Genomic DNA, 25,360 nt, shown 5'->3' with positions numbered 1-25,360 from the left:
GCAACAGGCCGCCACTGCCGCCAGGAAGCCCCTCAGTCCTCCCAGAAGTCGCCCTCGAATCGCTCCGCTCACTCTCACACGCCTCCCCCGCAATTAACCATCACACCTCTGGCACCAAGGTGCACTGCGCTGACATACGTAATGCCTCGCTGCGGCGAAGCAGTGACCATGAGCGCTTACTCTCGTGCGTGCCTCGAATGCGGCGACCCGCTGCCGACCGGGGCGAGTTCCCGTCGCCGCTACTGCGGCCGGCGGTGTCAGAACCGGGCCGGACAACGGCGTTATCGTCAGGCCCGCGCCGCGGCCTCGCGTGAGGCGTCGACGGCGGAGCCCACGCTCAGCGAGATGAGGCAGCTGCTCCACACTGAGCGTCACCGAGCAAACCGAGCCTCCGAGGCGTTGGCTGCGGCGCAGACCAAACAGCTGCACGCCGAGGAGACGGCCGACTCCTTGCGGACACGGTTGAACCTCCATGAGCGGCGCAGCCGGCGGGCGATCGCGGAGATGTCCAATAAGCTGGCCACCCTCCGTGGCCAACTGGCCACCTCGGGCGACCAGACACACCTGGACACCCGCGTAGCCAATCCAGTGGCCAACCCAGTGCCCAACCCGGTGGACGCCGCGGCTGCATCGGACACTGCACCATCGGACACTGTCGTCTCGAGTCGGGCTGATGAATCGGTCACCGGCCCGGACGGGACCATTGCCCCTGGCCACCGGACTGCGGTGTTGGACGCCGCGGTGGACACCGCGGTGCGTGAGCAGGTGGCCACCCTGCACCAGCGATTGGCCACGGTGACCTCTCGTTATGACCAGGTCGTCGGACAGTACCGGGCCCTGTTCGAGCGGTATGAGTCCTTGGCCGGCCAATACAACCGGGCGGCGGCCGCGCTGGGCGAGGTCACCGATGCCCGGGCGCAGGTGGCCACCATCGTTGAGCAGTGGGATCAGCTGTGTGCCCGTCTGGCCACCACCCGGGGCAGGCGGCTGGCCACACCGGACAAGATCATCCTGGACACGTGGCGGGCCTACCGGGACGCCGCGGCTGGACAGGATGACCAGCCACCTGGGACTGAACCGGATGGCCATGGCCACGGCCGCGGGACGTCGGAGGCGACGGTGTCCGGGGTCGGAGTGACTGGACAGGAGGCTGGCCGATGACGGTGTCCATCTCGAAGATGTCCATCGACTACTACTTGAACTCCGCCGCCGTCGGGGATGGGGCCGACCCGGTCCCGGACATGACCAGCTACTACACCGGGGCCAAGGCCCCACCGGGACGGTGGGCCGGCTCGGGTCTGGTCGGGTTGAACCTCACCGCGGGGGAGACGGTGTCCGAGCACCACGCCCGCGCCCTGTTCCAGGATCAGGTCGATCCTGTCACCGGTCAGAAGCTGGGGCGGCCGATCATGGGTCGACAGCAGACACCGGCCGGTGCCCGGACACCTGCTGGACAGCAGGTGAAGTCCGCCCGCGAGGGTGTGGCCGGGTTCGACCTGACCTTCTCGGTGCCCAAGTCGGTCTCAGCTCTGTGGGCCCTGGCCGGACCCGAACTGCAGGGCAGGATCCAAGACGCTCACCACCAGGCGCTGGCCGAGACCCTGTCCTGGGCTGAGCAGAACGTCATCCAATCGCGGGCCGGTCACGGTGGTGTCGCGCATGTCCCGGTCCACGGGGTCGTGGCCAGCCTGTTCGACCACTGGGACTCCCGGGCCGGGGACCCCCAGCTGCACACTCACGCGGTGATCTCCAACCGTGTCCAGCGGGTCGCTGACGACCAATGGGTGACCATCGACTCCTACACCCTGCACCGACATGTGGTGGCCATCAGCGAACGGTACAACTCACTGCTCTTCGACAGACTCCATGACCACGTCGGCGCAGTGGCTGAGTCCCGCGACGCCGCTCACGACCCGGGGCTGGAATCCGCGCTGGCCGAGGCCGCGGCCTCGGAGCTGGACACCAATCACGCCGCGGGCTCCCGCCACCGGGTGGAGGTCTCCGGGGTGCCTGATTCCCTGATCCACGAGTTCTCCACTCGCAGCCTGCTCATCGAAGAACGAGCCGACGAGCTCATCGCCGCCTGGGGTGATCGCCACCCCGATAAGGTCATCCCCCAGGCCACCGTGCTCCAGCTGCGCCAACAGGCCACCTTGGAGACCCGGACCCCCAAGACCGAAGACGGGGACCTCACCCTGTCCGAGAGGATGACTTCCTGGCGTCGTCGGGCACTGGGTGCTGGGCACACCCCGGAGCAGGTCGTCCGCACCGCGGTGGGCCACCAGGCCCCGACCATCACCGCCGAGATGCTCACCGCGGGTGTCACCAGGCAGCTGGGGTCCTTCGTCCTGCAGGAAGCCTCCCAGCGCCGATCGACCTTCACTCGGGCGAACATCATCGCCTCGGCCGAGCGGGTCATGCGCCTGGTCCGCTGCGCCGACGTCGACCAGAGGCTGAACCTGGTCGACACCGTGGTCCAGGAAGCTCTGGACCAAGCTGTCGCCCTGACCCCGCACCGTCTCACTCTCACTACCCCGTCCCCGGGGGATGCGACCACCACCCTGCGTGGTGAGTCGGTGTTCGATCACCACCGTCACGCCGGGGTCTACACCACCGACCAGGTCCTCGATGAGGAGGCGTACCTGCTCGACCGGACCACCAGCGGCGATGCCCCTACCCTCGAGGACCCCACGGATCTGGATGAGCAGTTGAGTCGGTGGCGATCGGACAAGGGGCTGGCCCTGTCTTCCGACCAGCACGCGGCCGCCCACCACGCCCTGTCCCAGACCACAGGGATCAGCGCGATCATCGGCCCCGCAGGGACGGGGAAGACCACCACCATGGCCGCGATCACCGCGACCTGGCAGGCGACCCACGGCGATCGCAGCGTGTTGGGGCTGGCACCCTCCGCGGTGGCCGCCGGCGGATTGGCAGAGACCATCGGCACCGAAGCCGAGAACGTCTCGAAATGGCTCTACGAGTCCGTCGGGGAGGGAGCGGCCCGCCGGGCTGAGAAGGTCGCAGCCGACGAGGCGCGCCTCGCCGCGCTCATCTCTGCACCCCACGACTCGGAGACTCACCACCGCAGGATCGAGACCCTGCAGGCCCGGCTCGCTGGGCACTACGCCACCCAGGCTCATTACCAGCTGCGCCGCGATCAGCTGCTCATCCTCGATGAATCCTCCATGATCTCCACCGCCCAGCTCGCCGAGCTGGCCCACCAGGCCGAGACCGCCGGAGCCAAGGTCCTCATGGTCGGAGACCCCGCACAGCTAGAGGCCGTCGACGCCGGCGGGTTTCTCGGCCACGTCGAGCGGAACCTCGATCACGCGAAGCTCACAAGCGTCTTCCGATTCCACCAGCAGTGGGAACGTCAGGCGTCGCTGCAGCTGCGCCGCGGTGACAAAGACGCCCTGGAGACCTATGAGCGGCAGGGACGCCTCCACGGGGATAAGGACACCGACCCCGCCGATGCGGCCTACGCGGCGTGGGAGGCCGACACCGCGGCCGGTCTGTCCTCGATCCTCATCGCCTCAGACAACACCACCGTAGCCGAGCTGAACCAGCGGGCACAGGTCGCACGAGCCGTTTCCGGGGAGGTGGACATCGAGACCACCGTCCCCCTGCGGCAGGACACCACTGCAGGGGTCGGGGACTCCATCCTGGCGCGGAAGAACAACCGGGCTCTGCGCGATTCCGCCGGGGCCTTCGTGGGCAACGGGACGCTGATGACCGTCGAACAGATCCACCCCGACGGCTCTGCCCGGGCACGCCTGGCCGAGTCCGGTGCCACCGTCGATCTCGACGGCGACTACCTGGCCACCAGCGTGGAGCTGGGCTACGCAACCACCGCTCACCGCTCCCAGGGAGTCACCGTCGACACCGGGCATGCGGTGGTGCGCGACGATCTGAGCCGGGAACTGTTCTACGTGTCGATGACCCGAGGTCGGCAGGGAAACCACGCCTACGTGGCACTGGCCGATGAGCAGGACCACGGCCCCGACCAATGGGACCTGCTCACCGAGACCTCGACCGCGGACACCGCCCGCGAAGCCCTGGGCCCTGTGGTCTCTCGCTCCACCGCCGAGCGCACCGCCCACGAAGCCCGCAACGCCGAGCACGGGTGGGCCAACGATCTCGGCCGGCTCTGCCACGAAGCCGCGTACCTGCACTGGGCCGCACGCACTCATCGCACCCGCCAATGGGTCCAAAACACCTACCCCGAGGCCACGGCCAGCGACATATACACCGACGAGCAGTGGAACGCCCTGGCCGGCGCAGATCCGGCCGCCACCCACACGGGGCAGACCCACCCCGATGACTCCGCCGCCGATATCCTCGCCCGCTGCCAATCCCGGGCACACCACACCACCGGGCCCGGGGGGATGCTGCCCGCAGGGGCCGCGGCCACCGACGGACAGGCGCAGCTCCTGGAGTCCATCCACACCGACATCGACGCCCAACTGGCCACCCGAATCCACGCCCTGCGCCAAGACCCACCGGACTGGTTCACCGACCTCGAAACCGCCTACCCCGACCCCGCCTCACGACGCGACGTCGTCGACGCCGTGGTCACCTGGCGGGCAGTCTCCGAACAGGGTGACGCGGACACCGCCCTGGGCGACGAGCCCTCCGAGAGGGACTATCTGCGGCCCTTCTGGCAACGGCTGCAGACCACCCTGCACACCGCCGGGGCAGACCACCACACAGAAACGGCCTCAGAGACCGGCCCTGACACCGCGGCCGCGGCCGCCGGGCCGATCCCCGATCCCGACGACGTCGCCCTCGATCAGGGCCCGATGACAGATCACCTGCGCCGACACGTCGAGCACACCGACACCCTCGCCGCCGCACACGCCGCCCTGAACCGGGTCGATCCGGAACGCCCCAGCACCTCATCAGCCTCCGCCGCAGCGCGGACACCTGCTCCGGAGATCCCCGACCCGCTGGACCCGCTCGACCCGTTCTCCCAGCCGGAGCCGGCCTCACCGACACCCCAGGACTCCGGCCCGGACCTGCACTAGCTGCACCACCACCTGGACAGAGACAGCTTCGGTCGACTCACCACTCCCAGGGGTTCGTCACCCCAGGTCCGGTCCGCCGGCGCGGGGGGCTCCCATGGTCGGTTGCATCTGCTGGTACTGCTCCACCACGTCCGGAGCCGGGTCTGTGAGTCGAGGCTCATCGACCGCGTCCGCGGTCTCACCCTGCGGAGCGGCGGCGGCCTTGAGCGCAGGGGAGGGTCGATACAGCTCTGCCACGTCGAGAGGCTGTTCCGGGTTGACGGTGAGCACAGTGGCCTCTTGTGAGGTGAGGTGTTCGCGTTGACCCTCTCCGACGGCGACCTCGATCCGTGTCGTGGTCTCGTTGATCTGCTCGACCTCGGTGAGCTTGCCCAACACGGGGCCGCTGGTGGGGGAGAGGGCCACCACGTAGGTGCCGCAATCGGCGTCGTTCAGCTCACGGAGCGGTCTCTGCTCGTGGTCTGCCCACACCAGGGCCGCCCGCTCGAGGGGGTTCAATGCACCTTCCAGTCGCTCATGAACCTCCACGGCCGATCCGTTGCGCTTGGTGCCCGTGTCCCCGTGGGAGCCGTCGAGTCCCCGGTATCGGATGCTCGACTGGGCAGAATCGCTCGCACCGTTGCTCATGACCCGGGTGACCTGGACGCGTTGGCCACGGGGGCCCTTGGTGTGGACCTGGTGGGCCTCGACCACATCCCCGGGGCGCAGGTCGCCCACCTGCGTGGCGATCGCCTCAGTGGTGCCGTAGAGCTTCTGCCGCTGCGCTGCACTGAGCATCTTCGCCTCAGAGGACTTGTACTCAGCGGCCTTGGCCATCCACGGTCTGCCCTGGCGTTGCTCCCCGGTCGCGGGGTCGATGGCCACACGGGCCTGACGCGGACCGGTCAGGGCCACCACGTCGCCGGCCTGGCCGAACTCGGGGACCTCGTCCTCCAGGACCTCCCCGGGCAGGAAGTCATCGACCGTGCGCAGCTTCTCCACCTCGGCTGCCCGCGCGGCGGCGGCGCGCTCTCGTTCCCCGATCTGCTCGCCCACATCGTGGACGATGATCGGCCCGGGAAGATAGTCCTCCCGCACGGTCAGGGGTTCACCCTCGGCATCGACGGCCAGCCCCTCCCAGCCTCCCCGGGTGCTGGCGGTGTCGCTGATGTACCCGGTGACCGGGGCCGAGTCGTCGACCCCGCGGAGAGTCAGCCTCGTCCCGGCCGGCCAACGGTTGACCCGGAACGGGTGCCGTTCGATGACTTCCTCGGAGGGGTCGAACGCTTCCATCGCACGCTCCCAGTCGGTGAGCTGCTCGTATTCGCGGGACACCAGCTCGGTGTCATCCCACCCAAACACCGGGCGGAATCCGTTGTCCACGTCGGAGAGTTCCTCGTCGCTGGGCCGGGACTCGTGCTCGTCTGGGTCGTAGAGATACCTCCTGACCCCGGTAGGTTCTTCGTCGTCGGCCACGACTGCGACCTTCGAGAACTCGGGCCCGTCCTTCACCAGGTCGCCCTCACGGAGTCCGCCGACCTCACGGATGCGCAACTTGCCCTCCACATCGTGGATCCGTCGCAGCGCATCTCCGGTGACTGGGCTGGTATCGGCGGTGTTTCCCTCTTCGAGGTCGATCCCGTTGATCTCCGCGTCCAGGCGGATGAACTCGGCTTCAGCGGAGGCGAGCTCGGCCCCGCGCTCGAACTGAGTGTCACCTGCCCCTGAGAAGGCGCCCACCCGGTCACGGGCGTCACCCAGCTCGGTCTCCATCCGGTGGGCGCGTTCTTCGAGCCCGGCCACCAGATTCTCCGCCCGGCTGATGATCCCCCGGGCCGTGACCTTCCCGGCGTGGACCTCGGAGACCCCCACCTGGGTGTAGACCCCGGTGACCCCGGTACCGATTTGGACCTTCGAGGCCTGCCGGCGCACGACCAGGTCCACTCCTCCCAGTCGCCCCGCCGGCTGAGGGTCGGTGCCGTCGAGGAAGTCCCCGGCGTCCCGGCGGAACGCTTCGGCCTTGATCAGTCCCACCAGGTGCTCGCCGGCATCGGCCCGCTCGGTGAGCCGGGTGCCTTGCGCGGTGGTCATGGAGAATCCCTCACCCTCGGTCGGTCTGACCTGGGCGGCCAGGGCTTGCAGCTGGGGCAGGGTCGTGGCCTGGTAGTCGATCTGGTGCTCCAGCATCGCCTGCTCGCGGCGCATCTGCGCCCGGTTCTGCTGGTGCGCCTCTTCCAGGGTCTTCAGCTCACGGATCTTCAGCTGCAGGTCTTCGCGCTGCTGGATCCGCGGGTCCCCGGTGAGGACGGCGGCCGCCTCCGAGGCGGAGAACTCCAGACCGGGGATCGGGTCGGCCATCTCCCGGTCGGTGACCATCCCCGACTTCCACTGGGAGATGAACTTCGCCTTATGCGCCACGATGTCCCAGGAGCGGACGTCGAAAGTCTTCTCGGTCCCGTAGGCCAACAGCTCGACCTCGCTGTTCTGGTTGCCCTGACGCAGGATCCTGCCCTCCCGCTGTTCCAGGTCCGCCGGACGCCAGGGCACATCGAGGTGATGCAGGGCCACCGCCCGGGTCTGGATGTTCGCCCCGGTGCCCATCTTCTGGGTGGAACCGATCAGCACCGAGACTTGGCCTTCACGGCAGGCCCGGAACAGATCGCCGCGGGCCGCGTCCGTCTCGGCGTCATGGATGAAAGCGACCTTCTCGGTCGGAATTCCCCGGCCGGCCAGCTCGTCTTTCAACGCCTGGTAGACATCGAGGTCGGTGGAGCCGGGGGTGCCTTGGTCGCAGAACACGATCTGCAGCCCACCGGGGACGCTGCTGGGCTCCCCGGTGCTGCTGCGGTACTGCGACTGCGCGGTGGCGGTGTAGATCCGCTCGATCTGATCGGCCACGTCGAAGAGTTTGCCCCCGTCGACGTCGGCGTCGAGGCCCACCATGCGTGGGTCCAGAGCCACTTTCCGGGCATCGGAGGAGAGTTTGAGCATGTTGTCCACCCGCGGGTCAATCCCTCTGCGGATCGCTTCGACCCGATCGAGCATGTCATCGGTGTACCGGGCGACCTGCTCGGTGGGCTCGCGCACCAGCAGACGTCGTTCGCCCCCGGCGACGACGGGAATGGGCACCTCCAGGTCTCCGGGGGTGACCCGGTCGGTGAACACCCGGTTCATCTCCGCCAACTCGGGGGTGTTGATGTATCGGCCTACCTTGGTCCGGGGCTCGTATCCTTGCCCGGTCACTGAGAGCTGCATCTTGGTCTCCAGCTCGGTGAACTGGGTCGCCCACGCATCCACGGTGCTCAGCCCGGTGTCCTCTAGCAGATCTGGCCGCAGGTATCGCTGCATCACCCACAGCTCAGACATCGAGTTCGCCACCGGGGTGCCGGTCGCGAACACCGCCACGGAGGGCACGTAGTCCTCGGTGTCGATCCCTGCCTGTTCAGCGTCGCTGAGCTTGAACTCCCGCAGGGTGCGCAGCTTCTGGTCCAGGTCCCGGGCCCTCTTGGACCCCGAGTGCGACAGCTCGGCCAGTTCGGCCTGCCGAGCCAGGTTCTTATAGTGATGGGCCTCATCGACCAGCAGGAAGTCGATCCCGGTCTGCTCGAAGCTCAGCCCATCGAAGGTCCGCCCCTCGTCCTCACGGAACTGCTTGCGCAACCGTTGGGCAGCCTGCTGGGCCTGCTTGACATGCGCGGAACCCCCACCTTTATCTTCTGCGACACCGCGGGCGTAGTCCTCCGCCTCGCGGATCTCTTGTTCCAGCCACTGCTGACGCCGCGCCGGGTCGATGGGGATCGCCTCGAAGGTGGTCTGCCCGACCACCACACAGTCCCAATCCCCGCCGGCGGCCTGCGCGATCCACGTGGCTTTCTGCGGTTTGGTCAACCCCGTAGGGATGGCCATCACATTCGCGGTCGGGTACCACTGGCGGAACTCGGTGGCGATCTGATCTACCAGGTGATTCGGTACGACCAGGGCCGGCTTATTCGCCTGGCCCGTGCGGCGCATCTCCATCGCCGTCATCACCATCGTCCCGGTCTTCCCCGCCCCGACCACGTGGTCCAGCAGGGTCGAAGGCTCAGAGATCGCCCGGGCCACCGCCGAGCGCTGATAGGAGTACGGCTCCCGATCCGCGGCCAGCCCGGGCAACGTCAACGAATGACCCGCCGCGGTGTAGTCAGCAGGGACCACGGAGTTGAACAGCTCGTTGTACCGGTCCTGCAGCTCGGCCTTGCGCCCCGGGTCGGACACCACCCACTGGGCGAACCGGGTACGGATCTTCTCCACCCGCTCTCGTCCGGCCTGGGTGGCGGCCTCATCGACCACACGCTTGCGGTCCTCGTTCTCCCTCGTGAACCGCACCGGTGAGTTGTTCATCGCCAGCTCCAAGATCTGGTGCGGAGTCCGCCGATACTTGGGCAGCCCGTAGTCGAACCGCACATGGTCCGGGTAGCCGCCCGCCGGGGACCGGACATGCCACTTGTCCTGCCCCGCGATCGACTCTCCCGAAGCCGACCGGTTCCGGTAGACCTCCAAGTCCTGGACCTCGAACAACTCCCGGGCGAACTGGACGTGCAACCGCTCGGGCACCCACCGGGCCCCGGGGGCCACCCGCACATCGGCTAAGTCGATCTCCGCCGGCACGACCTCCTCCAACGCCGCCACGTTGTCCCCGTAGGTTTCGCGGTCCTCCGCGGCCGCGGCACGAGCGGCCTCCAGCTTCCGGCGCACGTTGCCCGCCAGATACTGCGGGGCCGAAGTCATCACCCCGGTGGCCGGGTCGGTGAACGCGTGTCCTCGCAGCTGCTCGAGGGCGGTGGCCTCATCGACGTCGAGCAGCTGCGACACCCGGGCAGGGTCCACCCGCCGGGACTCTTCCATCGACACCGCCACCGCGTCCTGGACCGTGGCCGCCGTCGCGGTCCGCGCCGACCGCCCCACGATGTCGCGCTGCTGGATCGCCGCCGGCACCGCCGTCCCGGTATCAGGGTCGTAGTGCTCGATCGAGAGGAGCAACCCCAAGTCCGGGTCACCCTGGAGGAATTTGAGGTGCCGCTGTTCGGTTCCGACGTAGATCTCTGCGGCAGCTTCCTCGGCGACCTGTTCCCGCACCTCGGTGGGGGGCTCCAGGGTGTCATCGACGTTGTTGTCCTGCCGCCACTGGGCGATCGCTTCGCGGACCTGCTCGGCCTGCTGAGATTGGGAGGGCTGTCGGTACTTATCCACCCGCCGGTTGACCCCGTAGAGCCGTTCTTCCCGCTTCTGCTCGGTGTAGTGAGTCTGGTAGTACCGCTGGTAAGCGGTGGTGAGCCTCTGACGCAGCGCGACCGCGTCCTCCGATCTGCCCTCGGCCTGGGCGGCGACAGTCGCCCGGGCCAGGTCGCGCAGCTCCAGCAGGGCCGACGCCTCGGCCATTCTCACCCCTTGGGGTTTAACTGGCTGCCAGGTGTAGTCCGGCCCGTAGCGTTCCAGGCGCTTCTTTCCTGACTCGGTGACCATGCGCACATGCCCGACCCGGGCCTCCGCGGTTTGGGCGGTGTGCAGCCCGGGGGAGTGGTCCGCCGCAGTCCCCGCCGGGGCCTTGGGCTCATACGCCAGCTCCGTCTCGGAGATGATGCTGCTCAGCCTCTCCTGCAGCTGTGCGGTGATGTCATCGACGCTGAGCCCCTCCCGGACCACCGTGGCCTGGAGGTTGCCATACGGGTCGGTGCGTCCGACCACCGACCCGATGACATGGTCCGGGTGGTCCTCGAAGTAGCCGGGCCAGTCCACCTCGACCGACTCGCCATCGACCCCGACAGTCGTAGTGCCGGCCTCGACCCACCGGCGCACCCGCTCCAGATCCATGGGCCGATCCGGGTCCCGTCGACGGAAGACCAGCACGTCGGTGGACACGTCGGTGCCCGCGGTGGCCGAGTGCGTGCCTTGGGGCAACCGGACCGCGCCTACCAGATCGCCGTAGCGTGACATCTCATCACGGGCCTTCGACCCCCGGGACCCCAGCGTGTAGGCCGAGGAGATCACCGCGACGTACCCGCCCGGGGCGGTGTGGCGCAGGGACTTGATGATGAAGTGGTTATGGATCGAGTGCCCATTGGGGTTGTGCCGGCGGTCATGCACCGAGAACGACCCGAAGGGGACGTTACCGACCACCGCCTCGAACGAATCCTCGGGGAAACGGGTGTCCTCGAACCCTTGGGCGTGGATCTGGGCCTGCGGGTACAGTGCGGCCGAGATGCGGGCCGTGGTCTCGTCCAGCTCGACGCCGACCATCTGCGCGCCCTCGGGGGCCGAGCCGATGAACGTGCCCGCACCGGAGCCGGGCTCCAGCACACGCCCCTGGCTGAACCCGGCCTCACCGAGGGCATCCCACACCGCGGAGGTGATGCCCGGGGCCGTGTAGTGGGCATTCAGGGTGGTCCGTTTCGCGGACTCCCACTCGGAATCCGACAGAACCTCCCGCAGCCGGATCCGCTGCTCGGTTAGCCGGGCGTCGGCCTCATCGAAGATGTGGGGCACTGCGCCCCACGAAGTCCACCCCGCCAGGCGCTGCTGCTCGTCGGCAGTGGCATATCGTCCTTGCTCTTCGAGGGTGCGCAGCACCTCCAGGGCATCGAGGTTTAGCTCGACCCGGTGTTCCGGCCCACCAGGCGCTGGGGCGGGGTAGGCGACGCGGTCATAGGTGACCGCGGTGCCACTTAGCCGCTGGCTGCCGTCGCCCTCTGCTCCGCGATCAGCCGATCCCGCTGCATCGTCAGCCTCAGCAGGTCCGGCATCCTCGGGTCCTCCCCGGACAGCGGAGTCAGCCCCTGGCCGATCATCCAGTCCTGGACCTCGTACATCATCGAAAAGCCCCGCTGCAGGGCCTCCTCCTGGACCGGCCGCGGCTGGGCCCGGATCCAGTCGATCGACACCTGCCGCTCGTCCATCTCCGGGGCCTCCAGGTTCAGGAACGTCACCACCCGGGACTTGGCCAGCTTCGGGAACAGCCCGGTCGCCGGCCTCTGGGCCAGGGACAGCAGCCCCAGGGTCCACTCCACGATCGTCTCCACCGGCCGCTCCGCCGGATTCGGAGAGTCCTCCGCCCCCGGTGTCCGACCGAACAGTTCGTCGTACTGCTCGTCCATCGGTAGCTCGTACTCCCACACCAGCATCCCGCCCGGCACCTGCTCCGGGTACTGCCAGCTGTTCGGGTCGTTCTCCCACTCCACGATCGCCAGCAGATTCTCCACCGTCAGGCTCTGATCCGACAGCACCGCCTCTGTCCGCGGCTTGAACGTCGTCAGCGGAACGTCCAGGTCTCGCGAACTGCCTCCCACGGTCAGACCCGTCCGCGAATTGATCAGCCGGAACAGGCCCTGTCTGCTCTCTTCCACTGTTGTTCGGCTCATGACTCTCTCCCTCATCTCGGAGAACCTCGGGGCTGACGACGATTCCATCATCTCCCAGGGTGAACAGGCTCATCTGCTCGCTGGAATCATTCGACTGTGCTCTGGCCACGAACTTCTCCTTTACATAACTCCACACCCCCCGGCGATCCGTCAAGTGGTGATCGGACCGGCGGGGGATGGGCAGGGCATCGGTCTGCGGTGCAGGGTCAATCCATCTCTGGGCCTTGCCCCCCGGCCTGCGGGCCGTGCCCATAAATCGACTGGTCCAGTGACTGCTGGGCCGCGATCTGCTCCACATCACTCGATGAGGTCCCGGCCGCCTGTGGTGACGTTGAGGCGGCGTGTGCCGCGTAGGCGGTCCGTGCCCGAACCAGGCTCTCCTCCGCGGCTTCGACCCGGTTGGCATGCAGAGCCCGCAGGTCCTCGGGGGAGCCGAAGGCCTCCGCGATCGCGATCCATCGTGCGGGCCCGTCGGAGCTGTCGAACAGGTCGGCCTCGATGAGCTCGACTCCATCGTCCTCACCGACGAGTCTGCCGGCCCCGCCGGTGATCTCCATCCGATCACTCCACCGCGCGTCGGCATTTACCGGGGACTCCACGATGATCGCTCCCTGAATCTCGTGGCGTCGGCGGTAGTCCTGCAGCTGCAGGGCCAACCCCTGAACCGGGTTGTGGCTGATCTGCTCGTCGCCGTCGACGACCTTAGGTAGCTGGGACCGGTCCCCATTGGCTCCTGCCAGCTCGGGGTGTCTCACCTCAGCAGGGGTTGCCCACGCGATCTCTGTCGGCTGCGGACCGAACCTGGACGACGATTTGTTCCAGCTGCGCTGGGCGACGTAGTCCATGGCCTCAGTGGCGTGGGCGAATTCCCGGGGCTCTTCTCCGGGGAAGGTGATCCTCAGTTGGTGGGCCATCCGGTCCGGGTCCATCGTGGTCTCCCTTTCTCGTGGCGGTGCGAAAGCGGCGGCGTCGACCATCGGTGCCGCCCCGTCCCGCCAGGCCAGCATCGCCCGGTCATCCAGGGCGGTGGCGTCGCCCTGCCGGATCCGGTCCTTCCACCGCAGTTCGTTGATCATGTGTTCATTGCGCTGCTGATCGGTCATCACTTCCATCACCGCGTCTCTGATCGGAGCGGCCCGGTCATAGCCATCCACACTGTCCCCGGCGATCTCGATCGGGGTGGCCGCATAGTCGAACTCGGTCTTCAGCCGCCTCCATGTACCGCACGCGGCGATCGTCTCTTGGGGCGGAGCCTCCGGGTCCCATGCCTGCACGATCGCTTCGAGAGAACTTCTCTGGGCCAGGTCCACTGACTCGTGGTCTTGGAGCTTCAGCAGCTGCTCGGTGTCCAGGGTCTCCTGCAGCTGCGTGACGTGGCCCTGCCAATGCACCGCTTCTCGCCCATGGGCCACGGCCCGTCGCAGTGTGCGTGCGTAGTGATCCATGGCCGTGGATTCGATCGCTTCCCGGGTCTCAAAGAGCAACCCCGACGCGCGCTCGGCATCGACAGCTTGGTCTGCGACCACCTGGCGGACCTTTCCCTCATCTAAGGGTCGACCCGGACCGTGTTCAGTCAGGTCGTACACCAGCGCATCCCGGCGTGTCTGCATCCTGATCTGAAGCGTTCTGAGCCCGAGCTGCTCGGCATCAGGAGGCCTGTTCTCACCGTGGAACATCTGTCCTCATCTTCCTGTCCGGGCTCACGTCAACTCCGGACCGGAGGTGCCCCGGCCCGGTGTGTTCGGCTGCATCCGATCCAGCTCCAACTGTTCCTCGACACCGGAGACCCGTGTCTCATGCGCCTGGAAGTGAGTGTCGAAACCGGCCTGTGTCACCTCCGCGTCCTCAGAAACCGGGCGCATTGCCCGGGCCCGATCGAGAAACGTGTCTTCGATCGCTTGGTGCCCGTCGGGAGACGACCGGTAGACCACCCCGCTGACCTGCAGCTCACGGTCAGCCTCGATGTCGTGCTCCGGTGACCAGCTGCGCCAGGGCGCATCAGGTTTCACAGTCCCGGAGACCATGTGCACCCCGTGGATCTCGCGGTCTTGGTTCATGGTGAGGAAGTCCAACCGTGCGGTCTCTCTGCTCTCGGGGTGGTCAGCGACCACCGACCAAGAGGCCTGCTCCGCCAGTTGCTTCTGGCTGCTCTCCTCATCGGGGATGAGCACCGGCTCGGGCTCTAGGTACACATCAAGGTCCGGGCGGGCGGCCTCGACTCGTCGATACGCCGCCATCACATCGGCGGGGATGCGTCGGTCGCCGCCGTCCAGCTGATCCTTCAGATCGATGACATCTCCACCTTGGTAGTCCCACGCGTGGATTGATTCCCGCAGCACCGTCGACGGGCCTCCCGTCGACCACTGCTTGGCCTCCAGGTCCGCGACCTGGTCACACTGCTCGATCAACGTCTCGGCATCACGCGTGCTGTGCTCATCGGCCTCGACAGACAGCGCCGCGGCAGGGTCCCGCCACCACCGACGCTTGATGGTCACCGGCCCCTGACCGTCCCGGGACTCGGCATCGAACCCGGTGATGTCCGCGACCCGCTCGGCCGCGGTCTTCATCTGTGAGAGTCCCTCGTCTGCGGCTTGCACTCTGTGGGGTTCGATGCCGCCGGAGAGATACCGGCGCTTGAGCTCCTCGACCCGCTCGATCATTTCTTCGATCCTGGGACCCATCTGACGGATTTCACTGACGGCCATGATCTCCCGGTCCGTCACGTCGTACTCGGGGTCCTGGTAGGCCTCGTCGTCGAACATCGCTGTCCTCTCGTGTTGTCCCTATCCCGCGGAGGCTCCCTGCGCCGCTGAACTGGCGCGGGAGGGTACTCAGAAGCCGGGCCCGGACGCCGATCCCTGCTCGGGGCCTCGGAGCCGGTTGGCCGTGTCATTGGCCAGCTGCTGCCACTGGGCCGGATCGCCCGCGGTCTGGGAGCGCGGTGCCGGCGGATACTCTCCGGCGCTCGGTTCCGCCGACGACGCTCGGGACGGTGCTGGAGATTGGTCGTGGGCCGGGACATCCGAGGCTGAGGGTCCGGCCTGCTGATGACTCGCCTCAGGGCCGTGGTGCACATCCGCGCCCACGGTCTGCGCTGTCGCGGCCACCGCCGGCCGAGCATCGAATCGCAGGGAGCCGGCGACGTCGGTGGCCCACAGGGTGTTCCCCAGCCGCGGGGACCCATCTTTGGGATTGATGTATGCCTCGACCTGGTGACCACCGGTGGCCGTGGCCCGCTGGCCCTTGCGCAACGACTCCACACAGTGGGCGGCCAGCTGCTCGTTGCGGACCTTCACGTCGTGATACGTGGTCGGTCCGTCCTTCCACTCCTGTGTGTCCCGGTCCTGGTATCGCGAGTTCTCCGCCAACGTGAACTCCACGACCTTCCCATGACGTGACCACTGAGGATCGGCCACCAGATTGCCGGTGATGGTGTTCTGCCCCAGGTTTTGCTTCATGACTGCTCACCTCTGCTGTCTCTGCCACGACCCCGTCTCCGGAGCCGGCGAAGCCGGTGCACGATCCGGTGCCGTACACCTGCCAGGTGTTCGCCACCCCCGCTACCCCGACCCGGTGACATACATTTGGGCCCCAATATTCGAAACACCGTCAAAGCAGGGTGCTCGTGTGCCCGCCGCGCACAGCCGCAGGGCCGACTTCGGCAGCTCGACACACCACCGCCCGCGCTCCTGGCCACTCAAGCTCTGGCCACGAAAGGGGGTGGGACCGGAGATAAGGGTGCAGGTGCGCGCTCCTACCAGCGCCGATCTGCCCCCGGCTGAAATCCGGCCCCACCCGGTCCATGACCACCGTGATCTGCCTGGTGGGGGTCTTAGTCGGTGGTGACATGTCGCCACGGCCCCTCGGGGCTCTCGGCCTCTTCCCACACGACGTGGTCGACGTCCTCGGTCCCCGAGATGGTCAAGATCAGCTCTGAGTCAGCGACCCCGGTCGTCTTCTCCATCCTCAGCTCTGTGCTGGGCTGGTGCGCTCCGACCCGGGGACGCAGAGCCTTGATACCGGTCGCCCCGATCTCTTCGCGAGCGGCGCTGAATGCTGTCGCCTTGACGAAGCGCAGCTCATCCTCCCCGGCCGGGCGGGTGAAGTGCTGGCTCTCCCGGTAGGTATAGACCGTGGCCCGCCACAGGTCTTCGTTGTAGACCCGCACCTGTCGCTCTTCTTCGACGTGTGTGCCGTCAGCGCAGCCGGCCAGCTCTGCGACCAGCTCCCGCAGGCGCACTTTCATCTGTTCCAGGTGGGGCAGCCACATCATCATCGGCTGCACGGTCGGTTCCCCTTCGGCCCACGCCTTGTGCTCCATATTCATCGCCGCGTACAGCTCCGCGACGATCGCCGGATGCCGGAACCAGCAGGCCGGGACGATCGCAGAGTTCAGACTGTGCTCACACACCAGCCAGTCAACCCACCGCCGCAGCCCGACCAGGGCGTGCTGAGTCTCGGTGCTCTCCAGCTCTCGCCACCGCCGCCCCAGCCACTCGGGGTCGGCCTCAGCCTCCATCTCGGCCTCTAAGTCCTCGTGCCGATATCGGCGCAGCGTGGTCAACGACGCATCCGGTCGGGGACTCTGCACCGACTCGCCCTCCCCGTCTCGGCCGGACACATCGGCCAAGTCCGGAAGATCGGCCAACCCGGGCAGATCAGCCCCCCACTGGCCTCCATCCTCACCCTCCTCGCCACTGTTCTCCTCTGCCTCGGGCGACCCGGCCTCCGGACTACTGGTCAGACTCGGCAGGCTCATCCCCGCCTGCTCACCGCTAGCGCCGTCTAGGTCGGTGTCTCGCATTTCTCCGGTGTCGGGGTCGATCTGCTGGGAGGAATCGGCCCCCCAGGGGGTGAACTCGATCGGCTCTTTCATCGCCTCCGCCCTCCATTCGGTAGTGGCTGGTCTCTGCCCGTATCGCCTCTGCGGCCCGTGTGGCCAGGGTGGCCCGGGCGGTCTATTGTTCTGCCGCAGACTTGCTGGCACGTCGGTAGGGCCGCGGTGTCGAAGTCACGATCCGGGCCACCCTCTCGGTCATGTGCAACAGGGAGGTAGCCGCCCGGCCCGGCTCAGGGTTCGCTGCCATGTACTCGTGGACCCCGTGATGGCAGGCCGCGCACAGCCACGTGCCAGCCCCCTGAGACATTCGGCACTGATCGACTGCGTCGACGTCGTGGTCGGTGCAGTGGAACTGCACCTCAGTCATCCGCTGACACGACTGACAGAACAGGGCGGCCAATGGCCGGCGAAGCTGGTCCGTCGGTTCAGCAGGCACAGTCGGGCCCGCGGCCTCCGTCGCGCTCTCCCGGGTGGTTGCCTCGGTGGTTTCCGTTCGTGTTGCATGGTCATCACTCATCGGCCGCTCCGCCTCTCTGCTCATCATTTCTGGCGTTGTCTTCGTCGTCTCTGGGGGTCACGGGGTGGTGAGTGAAGTACTCGCGGCGCATCTGGGCGGCGATCACGATCGAGGCCCGGTGTCTGGACCACCCGTAGAAGTCGCCCCGCCGGTCGAGTCGGTCGTGGAGCCTGCCGTGGTGGTCTCGGCACATGGGCATCAGCTCCTCGTCTGCTTCCTCGGCCCACCATTTCTGGGTGTCTTCGTCCCAGCCCACACCCTCGTAGCTGGTGTGGTGCAGATCCAGCGACCCCAGGTCAGTCAGAGTGCGGTCACAGACCTGGCAGGCCGGCTCGAAGCCTTCGGCTCGCCGGTCACGGAACCACCGGACCCGGCGGAAGCCCCACTGCTGGGACCGCAGATATCCCTGATACGCCGGTGACCCGGTCCGGGTCAGTGAGGCACGTGACATGGCTGCTCACCCTCCGATTCATCCGTACTCGATCGGAGCCGGCTCGCCGGCCCGGTCACTAGCCCGGTTCTCAGCCCGCTCGGAGGTCGGCTCGGCGGTCGGGTCGCTGACCGTGGACTCTGCCGCGGGGTCTGAGGGGCCGGCCGCGGCGAGCTGATCCACGGTAGCTTGGGCGGAGCGGGCGTAGCCTGCGGACTCCCGGGCTGCCCGGTCTGCGACCTGCTGGACCGCCGAGTCGAAGGCGCCGTCGAAGTCGGCCTCTTTGGTAAACGCCTCGGCTCTGACCCCGATCTCGGTGGCGTAGTTCTTCTTCGACTCCGAGATCTCATCGGCGTCCTTGCGGGATTTGTAGTCGCGCAGCTCGATGACGATGGGCCGCTGTTTCCGGAAGAACAGCAGCCCCCAGCCGAACGGGAATCGGCGAATCTCCGCTTTCGAGAGCACCGGCTTGTCGATGGTCTGCTCGGAGACTGAGGACCCCTCCGACTGCCGTGATGTCGAGGTGCGGGTCACTTCTCGAGTGTCCATGAGGTCTTCCATGGTGCGCAGGTGCTCGATGTCGGAGGCACCGCCGAGCTGCAGCTTCACCGTGGCCGCTTCCCACAGCACCCGGGCGGCCTCGTGGGACCAGCGGGACTGGATCTGCCCGATCGACTGGAACACCGCCGTCGGGGCGATCCCGACCCCGCCACCGTCGGACATCAGCTGCTCCAGCGCCGGCCACGCCGAGGCGATGTTGGCGATCTCATCCAGGATCAGGGCCAGGGGCGGGTCGAGCCTGTTCCCCTCCGATTGGACCGCGATCTCTCGGGCCCGTTGGGTGATCGCGTCCATCATCGCGATCAGAAACGGCCCGGCCGAGGACCCGCCGGTGCGGGTGCCGATGATGTAGAGGGTCCCGGACTCTTTGATGAACCGGTCGATGTCGAAGGTCTCTTCCACACTGGTGGGTTTCATCGATGCCCGCACGTTGGGCACGGCCAGTCCCTTGACCGAGTTCGCGGCACCGAACCATTTATTGGCCCGCATCTTCGGGTCCTCGCGGATGATCCCGGCCAACGCCTCAGCCCAGCCGGGGGCAGATTCCGGGTGTTCCTCCAGGACTTTCACCGCTGTCTTCGCCGCCGCCGGGGAGGACCCCCACAGCATCAACTCATCGACACTGTGACCCCCCAGGGCCGCGGCGTGGAGCAGGCACTCCATCACCGTGACCGCCGGGCCCGCCCATTCGGCGTTGGACGAGTTCTCATCCAACCCGGCCGCTCCGACCAGCGAAGAGGCACGCGCGTTGGCGTTCGAGGGGTTCTCACATCCAGTGATCGGAGACCATTTCAGGGTCGAGGCCACCCCGGTGAGCCCCTGAGGGTCGAATAGGGCCACCGGGCGTCCACCGGCGGCGCGCAGGTCACGAGTCATCGCGTAGTTATCCGCCCGCGAGGAGGTGGTAATCACCGCACCGGGGGCATCGATGATCTTCCCCACAATCACATTGCGGCCTTTCCCCGACCGGGGCGGCCCCAGCAGCAGCGAGGATTCCTCCATCGACTCGAAACACTGGACCCCCTTGGACCGGCCCAACGGGAACGACGCGTCTTCGGGCTTGACCTTCCGCTTGCCCTTCTCCGCGACCAGCTGCGGGCGCAGCGTCCGCACGTTGCGTTTGGCCGTGGCCGCACCCACCCACGCCTTGATCTCCGGGCGCTTGGCGATACCATCCCGGGCGGAGACGTCGTTGAGCAGGTACCGATCCGACTGGGTGTACTTGCGCCAAGAGATCAACCCACCGACCACCAGAGCACCGGCGGCTACGACCAGCAGCACCGCCCCGACACCCAACGCGGCCACCGGTGCCGCACACCCGCCGGGGGCTCCGAACCCCGACATCGAGCCCTGCGAGAGCCCGGTGACAGGCGAGAACGGGTGATCAGGCAGAGCCCACCCGGAGCACCAGATCCGGTTCAACAGCATCCCGAACCCGATGAACACCACGTAGAGCCCCACCAGGGCCAACCCTGCGAGGGCCAGCTTCTCAGTCCCTGAATCCGACTTCATGCCGCACCTTCCATTCCCGACTGCGACCCCGGCTGTGACTCGGTGGCCACGTAGTCCCGCAACAAGGTCTCCTCGTCGAGGCGTTCGCCCGCAGCTCCCCGGTCCTCGATGCGGGAGTCGGTGTTCAGCAGCGGGATCTCCGCGGCCGAGAGCTCGTTGTAGACCTCGTAGGTCCCCGACCCGATCCGCCAGAGCCCCTGCCCGGCCTCCAGGCTGGTCAGCAGGTCCCGTTCACGCTCCGAGAGCGCCATATCATCGGCGGTGACTTTCAGGGTGGACTGGTCCTGCTTATAGATGACTTTCACGTCAGAGTCGGCCAGCAACGACCTGGCCATGGCCACCATCCGAGACCCCTGCTGTCCGGACATGTCCAGGTCCGAGACCTTGTGCATGATGACCAGGTTGAAGATCCCGTAGGCCCGGGCGAGCTTGAACCGCTCCACCAGCCGCGACATCTCCGCCTCATGGGACATGTCCGACCAGCCCTCTTCGTAGACGACCAGCCGCTTGCCCCCATCGGCGTGGGTGATCATCGCCTCCATCCACGCGTGGGTGCAGGTCTTGATGATCCGCAGCGCCAGGGGGCTGGACTCCTGGGCCGCTGAGGTGTCGATCGACACCGCCGGGGCGTCCCCGGCGAAGTCCACCGTGGTCTCCCGATCGAACATCCCGACCAGGTCACCCTCGGTCATCCGGGCCATGGTCATGGTCAGAGTGTTCGCCGCCTCGTTGCGCAGCGGGTCGGACTCCTGGTCGTGCAGATCGGACAGCGCGTCCTGGACATCGGGGATCAGCGGTGGCCGGTCACCCTCGTCTTTCGCTCGCTGGACAGCGGTGTCCAACGCTTTGGCCAGGACAAAATGCTGGGCAGATGTGGGGTCCTGTCCATCGATGACTTTGACCAGGTTGGCCAGTATGTCCAACCGGCGGGACCGGACAACCATGTCCCACTTATAATCAGTCATCGGAGCCCCATTGCGTGTCCGAGAAGGACGAACCCCGGGATCCAGGGGATTCATGGCGTTCTCCACCCCGGGACCGATGAGGATGACCGCGCCACCGAGACCCTGGACGATCGGTGTCCATTCGCCCTTGATGTCCGAGGCCACGGCCAGTTTCCGGCCACGCAGCACCAGACGGATGGCCAACGACTTGGCCAACGAGGACTTGCCCATCCCGACCTGTCCAAAGAGCATCATCGACATCGCACTGATGACGCCCTTCTGATACAGCACCCACGGGTCGAACACCAGCGGCCCGCCGCCGTTCATGTCCCGACCGATCAGCACCCCTTCCCATCCCAGCGACGGGCCGGAGACGAACGGGAACGACGTGGCCGCAGTGTGGGTGGTGGTCGAGGTGCCCCGAAGGTGCAGGCAGCTCATCCCGTGCCCCGACCGCGCCCGGACCTCACCACCGGACCCCCACTTCCGGGCGGGCAGCTTCTCAGAGGCCGCTTCGACATCCTTGGTCTTCTGCTCGAGCGCATCGAAGAGGGCCTTGCGCTGCTTCGCCGCCACCCGCCGTGACCTCCGGTCCCGGGAATGGACCTCGAAGCTGCGCTGCTCTCGGCGAGGCCCCTTGGTCAGTGACTTGTGCAGCAACCGCTGCAGGTCCTTGACTACCCAGTGCGAACTGTCCATCAGTCGATCACCACCTGAGCGAACGGCAGCGCCGCCGCCACGAATCCGTTGTCTTGTTCGAACCACAGCAGCCGCAGCTCACAGTTGGCCTCGGCCGCCTTGGACAGCAGGTCACTGGAGTTGGCCTCCAACTCCTGGACGTCTTTGCCCGAAACCGTGATCAAGGCCCCCTGCTTCAACGCCGCATTGCCTCGCACCAGCTCCGTCTCGTTCTGGTTGATGTCCTCGATCTGGCGGCGGTGCTCCAGCGAATCCGGGCGTTTGAGTTTCTGCCGGGTCGACTCCGAAGCCTCCCAGTCGGCTTTCTCCCCCTGGGTACCCCGCAGCGCGGCCCGCTTCTCCCGGGGCTTACACACCACGGTGACGGTGTGCCGGAACTCCCCGGCGAAGATCATCGACTCCAAGAACCCCAACTGCGCCTGCTCCTGGGGCCACTCCGAGACCGCGTAGGTCCGGTGCAGCACCCCATCGGACTCCACATAGGAGGGACCGGCATCCAACGCCATCGGCCCAGCCTCCTCCGGACGGACACCGGTGCGATCCCCGGTGCGCTCACTGATCATCAGAGTGGCTTCCGGGTCGAACGCAGACCGAGACAACGCCGCCAGGGTGCGCAGAGTGTGCCACCCCGAAACGGTGACACCCGCCGAGGGCATCACCGAGTCCAGGTTCACCATCGTGCCCAGGCACACTTCCATGAACCCGCGCAGCCCCCCGTAGGAGGACTCGATCCGGTCTTGGAGCTCGGTGGCGGAGAACACCACCGTCATCCACAGCTCATGGATCGGCATCCCCTGGGCCTGACTCATCAGGTTTCGGAATGAGGCGTCCAAGAACGCGTTGATCTGCGGCCCCGAGTAGGGCACCATCTCCCCGGTGGCCTCGTCTTCGACCAGCGGGGCCTCCATCCGGTGTTCGTCGAAGTAGTTCTCGACCTTCGCCCCCGACACCAGGGTCGTCTGATCCGAGAGCTGCCACCGCACCACCCCGGGCATCTCCGCGATCGCTCGTTGCGCGGCCCGGAACCCCTTGGTGCGGGCCTCCATGTTCTCGAAGGACTCCAAGTCAAATGCTTTGGAGGTCTGCAGCTGGGCGCAGACGATGCCCTCCTTGCGGATCGGGTCGAAGATGAACGCGATCCCTTCGGGAAGCTCATACCCGATCAGCTCGTTTGCTTCTCCAGGCAGTCCGAACCGGTGCCCAGGGCCCGGCTTGATCCGGCCGTACTTATCCCGCCACGGGTTGATCTCATCCTCGACGTCGACGTCGAGGTCTTCCTCTCCCACTGTGGCCTCAGGGGCCCCTCCGGGCTCAGCGGTGAGCGTTTGCTCGGACTCGTCCTCCAACAGCATCTCCACGGTGGGCAGTTTCCGCCGGTACTGTAGTTGGCCTTTCCTGCCCCGGATGCGGAACCGGATCAGCTGGGCCGTCCATACCAACAATGGGCGGCTGAAGATCTTGATCGATCCGTAGGCCCACCCGAGTACGAGCAGACCGATCCCGAGGATTGGACTCAGCGGGAAGGGCACCACCAGGAACACGACCACCACGGCCCCCAGCACCCCTAGGTTGAAGAACACCTGACACCACCACAGACCCATCAGAGCACCGGGGGTCTTCTCCCTGGGATACCGGGTGGCGTCGAACTCCGAGGCCATCACACTCTGACTCATACCTGGTTACCCTTTCCATCCGCTCTTCCCGGGCCTCTCCGCCGACCCTGGCCCCGACCCTGCCGCTGACTCTTCGCCCGCGCTTTAGCCTTGCGGTCCGCGGCCTGAGACTCTCCACCAGAGTCCGTGCCGGGCTGCGATCCCGAGGCCGGACGGGCACCTGAGCCGCCCGATCGGGTGGGCCGCTGCGACTGTGCCTGTGACTTCCCAGCCGGCGATCTCCCTGCCTGGGCTGCTCCACGGGACCCACCGCCGCGACTGGCCGGTGGGCTGGTCGGTTTCGGCCCCTGCCCCGCGCCGCGCCCAGACGCCTGACCGGCACTCTGGCCCGTCGACTGCCCAGAGGCGTGCCCTGAGGCGTGCCCTGAGGGCACCGAGGACCCAGGCCGCGAGCCGTGACTGGATCGGCCGGACCCGCTGCCACCAGATCCACCACGGGGCTGTGACGCTCCTGCGCCGCCGCCGGAATTCCCCGCGCCGCCGGTTCCGGTCCGCGTCACCGCCGGGCGGGTTCCCTGACCGGCAGTGGTGGCCTTTTCGGGACCGCCGACGCCGTGCTGACGCAGCCCTCCACCGGTGTTGCCCATCGACCGCACGGGCTGCGGGCCGACCGGACCCCCCTCAGCGGACCCGCCACCGGACCCGGAACCCCCGCGGCCAGGCCTGCCGCCGAGACCCGCAGCGCGGCCGGCCCCTCGCAGGGCCTTGCCCCCTGCTCGACCGGCCCGTCCGGCAAGGGCCTTGCCCTGCCGGGTCACCGACCGCTGTCCGCCGGCGGCCGAGGCCATCGCCGTGCGCTCCACGGCGTCGCTGGCACCACCCGTCATGAACGAGATGAGTCCGAGCATGAACAGGGGGGCCGCGGCGGCGAAGATCAGCAGAACGAACCCCACCACCATCTGGAACCACTCAGAAGCGGCGGTGGTCATCACTGCGGCCATGCGCACGATCACCGCCGCCGCCGGTTTGGCGATGAGTAGTGCGGCCAGCACTGAGCCCCACCGGGCCAGGATGGACTTCGATCCCTCCCAGGTCAGGGCGAAGATCGGGACCGGAGTGAAGACTGCCAGCACCAGAATGATGACCAGGCGCAGCACCATCATCAGCATCAGCAGGAACCCGCAGATCAGCATCCCCAGAGCCACCAGCCAAGGGAACAGCGCCCGGCCCGGATCATCGGTGATCGTGGCCATCTCCCACTGGACGTAGTTCTCGTCCAACACCACCCCGGCCTCACCATCGCGGGTGTTTTCCCCGGTCTCGTCCCAAGAGAGACCGAACAGGTGCAACACGGCGATGACCCCATCGTTGGTATCAGAGCCGGCGTTGAGGATCCCTGTGGTGAGCAGGTCCATCGCGTGGATGAGTGTGAAGATCAGCCCGGCCACCACGTAGACCAGCAGCGGAGAGAACACGCCCATCCCGAACGCCCGGATCATCCCGGCCGTCGATCCGCGGATCGCAGAGAGCACGACCTGCAGCACCACGAAGATCATCAGCACTGGGATCATGGCCATGACCACGACGTTGATCATCCCTGGGTGGGTCACCGTGCCCACGACCTCACCATCGGAGACCGTCGTGATCTCTCCACCGACCACCGCGATCCACCACGACCCCTCGCCGCCGGTCAGCGACCCCGCGCTGAACGCGTCCTCGATGAAGCTCCAGGCGGCGAAAGCGAATGCCTCGATGCTGGAGTTCACCAGCTCAGCGAGCTTCTCCAACCAGTCATCAAACGGCATTCCTCACCCTCCTCAGCAGCCTCTCGTGTAGCTCGTGTCCTT

Annotated in this window: 13 protein-coding genes; 2 read left to right on the top strand and 11 right to left on the bottom strand. The window is 67.1% G+C overall.

All coding sequences use genetic code 11. The annotated features are described in order from the left end of the window. Positions 1 to 345 precede the first annotated feature (345 nt). Complete coding sequence (locus N7E59_RS02215) at positions 346 to 1,161, top strand: hypothetical protein (RefSeq protein ID WP_261623265.1); 816 nt, start codon at positions 346 to 348, stop codon at positions 1,159 to 1,161. Then, positions 1,158 to 5,024 carry a MobF family relaxase gene (mobF, locus tag N7E59_RS02210; protein WP_261623264.1) on the top strand — a complete coding sequence of 1,289 codons (3,867 nt, stop codon included), beginning with the start codon at positions 1,158 to 1,160 and terminating at the stop codon, positions 5,022 to 5,024. Before N7E59_RS02215 ends, mobF begins: the two co-directional genes overlap by 4 nt. Positions 5,025 to 5,081: 57 nt before the next feature. Here the strand turns inward: mobF and N7E59_RS02205 are convergent, their stop codons facing one another. The 11 genes from N7E59_RS02205 to N7E59_RS02155 all read right to left on the bottom strand — a co-directional run bounded on the left by N7E59_RS02205 (position 5,082) and on the right by N7E59_RS02155 (position 25,318). Beyond that, entirely contained in the window at positions 5,082 to 11,525 is a 6,444-nt protein-coding gene (locus N7E59_RS02205) for a DEAD/DEAH box helicase family protein (protein ID WP_261623263.1), read from the bottom strand. Between the two features lie 179 nt (positions 11,526 to 11,704). Beyond that, complete coding sequence (locus tag N7E59_RS02200; protein WP_261623262.1) at positions 11,705 to 12,382, bottom strand: hypothetical protein; 678 nt, start codon at positions 12,380 to 12,382, stop codon at positions 11,705 to 11,707. Between the two features lie 221 nt (positions 12,383 to 12,603). Next, entirely contained in the window at positions 12,604 to 13,842 is a 1,239-nt protein-coding gene (locus tag N7E59_RS02195; protein WP_261623261.1) for a hypothetical protein, read from the bottom strand. A 255-nt stretch (positions 13,843 to 14,097) separates the two neighbouring features. Further along, positions 14,098 to 15,159 (bottom strand): hypothetical protein, encoded by a 1,062-nt coding sequence (locus tag N7E59_RS02190; protein WP_261623260.1) that lies wholly within the window; start codon positions 15,157 to 15,159, stop codon positions 14,098 to 14,100. Between the two features lie 69 nt (positions 15,160 to 15,228). After that, positions 15,229 to 15,855 (bottom strand): single-stranded DNA-binding protein, encoded by a 627-nt coding sequence (locus N7E59_RS02185; protein WP_261623259.1) that lies wholly within the window; start codon positions 15,853 to 15,855, stop codon positions 15,229 to 15,231. A gap of 374 nt (positions 15,856 to 16,229) precedes the next feature. Continuing rightward, positions 16,230 to 17,273 (bottom strand): hypothetical protein, encoded by a 1,044-nt coding sequence (locus tag N7E59_RS02180; protein ID WP_261623258.1) that lies wholly within the window; start codon positions 17,271 to 17,273, stop codon positions 16,230 to 16,232. 473 nt (positions 17,274 to 17,746) lie between these two features. Next, complete coding sequence (locus tag N7E59_RS02175; RefSeq protein WP_261623257.1) at positions 17,747 to 18,205, bottom strand: hypothetical protein; 459 nt, start codon at positions 18,203 to 18,205, stop codon at positions 17,747 to 17,749. Between the two features lie 18 nt (positions 18,206 to 18,223). Further along, the gene (locus N7E59_RS02170) at positions 18,224 to 20,257 is read right to left on the bottom strand and encodes a type IV secretory system conjugative DNA transfer family protein (RefSeq protein WP_261623256.1); all 2,034 of its coding nucleotides are present in this window, start codon (positions 20,255 to 20,257) and stop codon (positions 18,224 to 18,226) included. Further along, entirely contained in the window at positions 20,254 to 21,900 is a 1,647-nt protein-coding gene (locus tag N7E59_RS02165; RefSeq protein WP_261623255.1) for a helicase HerA domain-containing protein, read from the bottom strand. Before N7E59_RS02165 ends, N7E59_RS02170 begins: the two co-directional genes overlap by 4 nt. Further along, on the bottom strand, positions 21,900 to 23,573 hold the full coding sequence (locus N7E59_RS02160; RefSeq protein ID WP_261623254.1) for an SCO6880 family protein: 1,674 nt from the start codon (positions 23,571 to 23,573) through the stop codon (positions 21,900 to 21,902). Before N7E59_RS02160 ends, N7E59_RS02165 begins: the two co-directional genes overlap by 1 nt. Next, entirely contained in the window at positions 23,570 to 25,318 is a 1,749-nt protein-coding gene (locus N7E59_RS02155) for a hypothetical protein (RefSeq protein ID WP_261623253.1), read from the bottom strand. Before N7E59_RS02155 ends, N7E59_RS02160 begins: the two co-directional genes overlap by 4 nt. Between the last annotated feature and the right edge of the window lie 42 nt (positions 25,319 to 25,360).

Origin of the sequence: Nesterenkonia marinintestina, assembly GCF_025420485.1 — a bacterium.
GTDB classification, from domain to species: domain Bacteria; phylum Actinomycetota; class Actinomycetes; order Actinomycetales; family Micrococcaceae; genus Nesterenkonia; species Nesterenkonia marinintestina.
The sequence above is the reverse complement of the archived record's forward strand: the minus strand, read 5'-3'. Positions and strand labels throughout refer to the sequence as shown.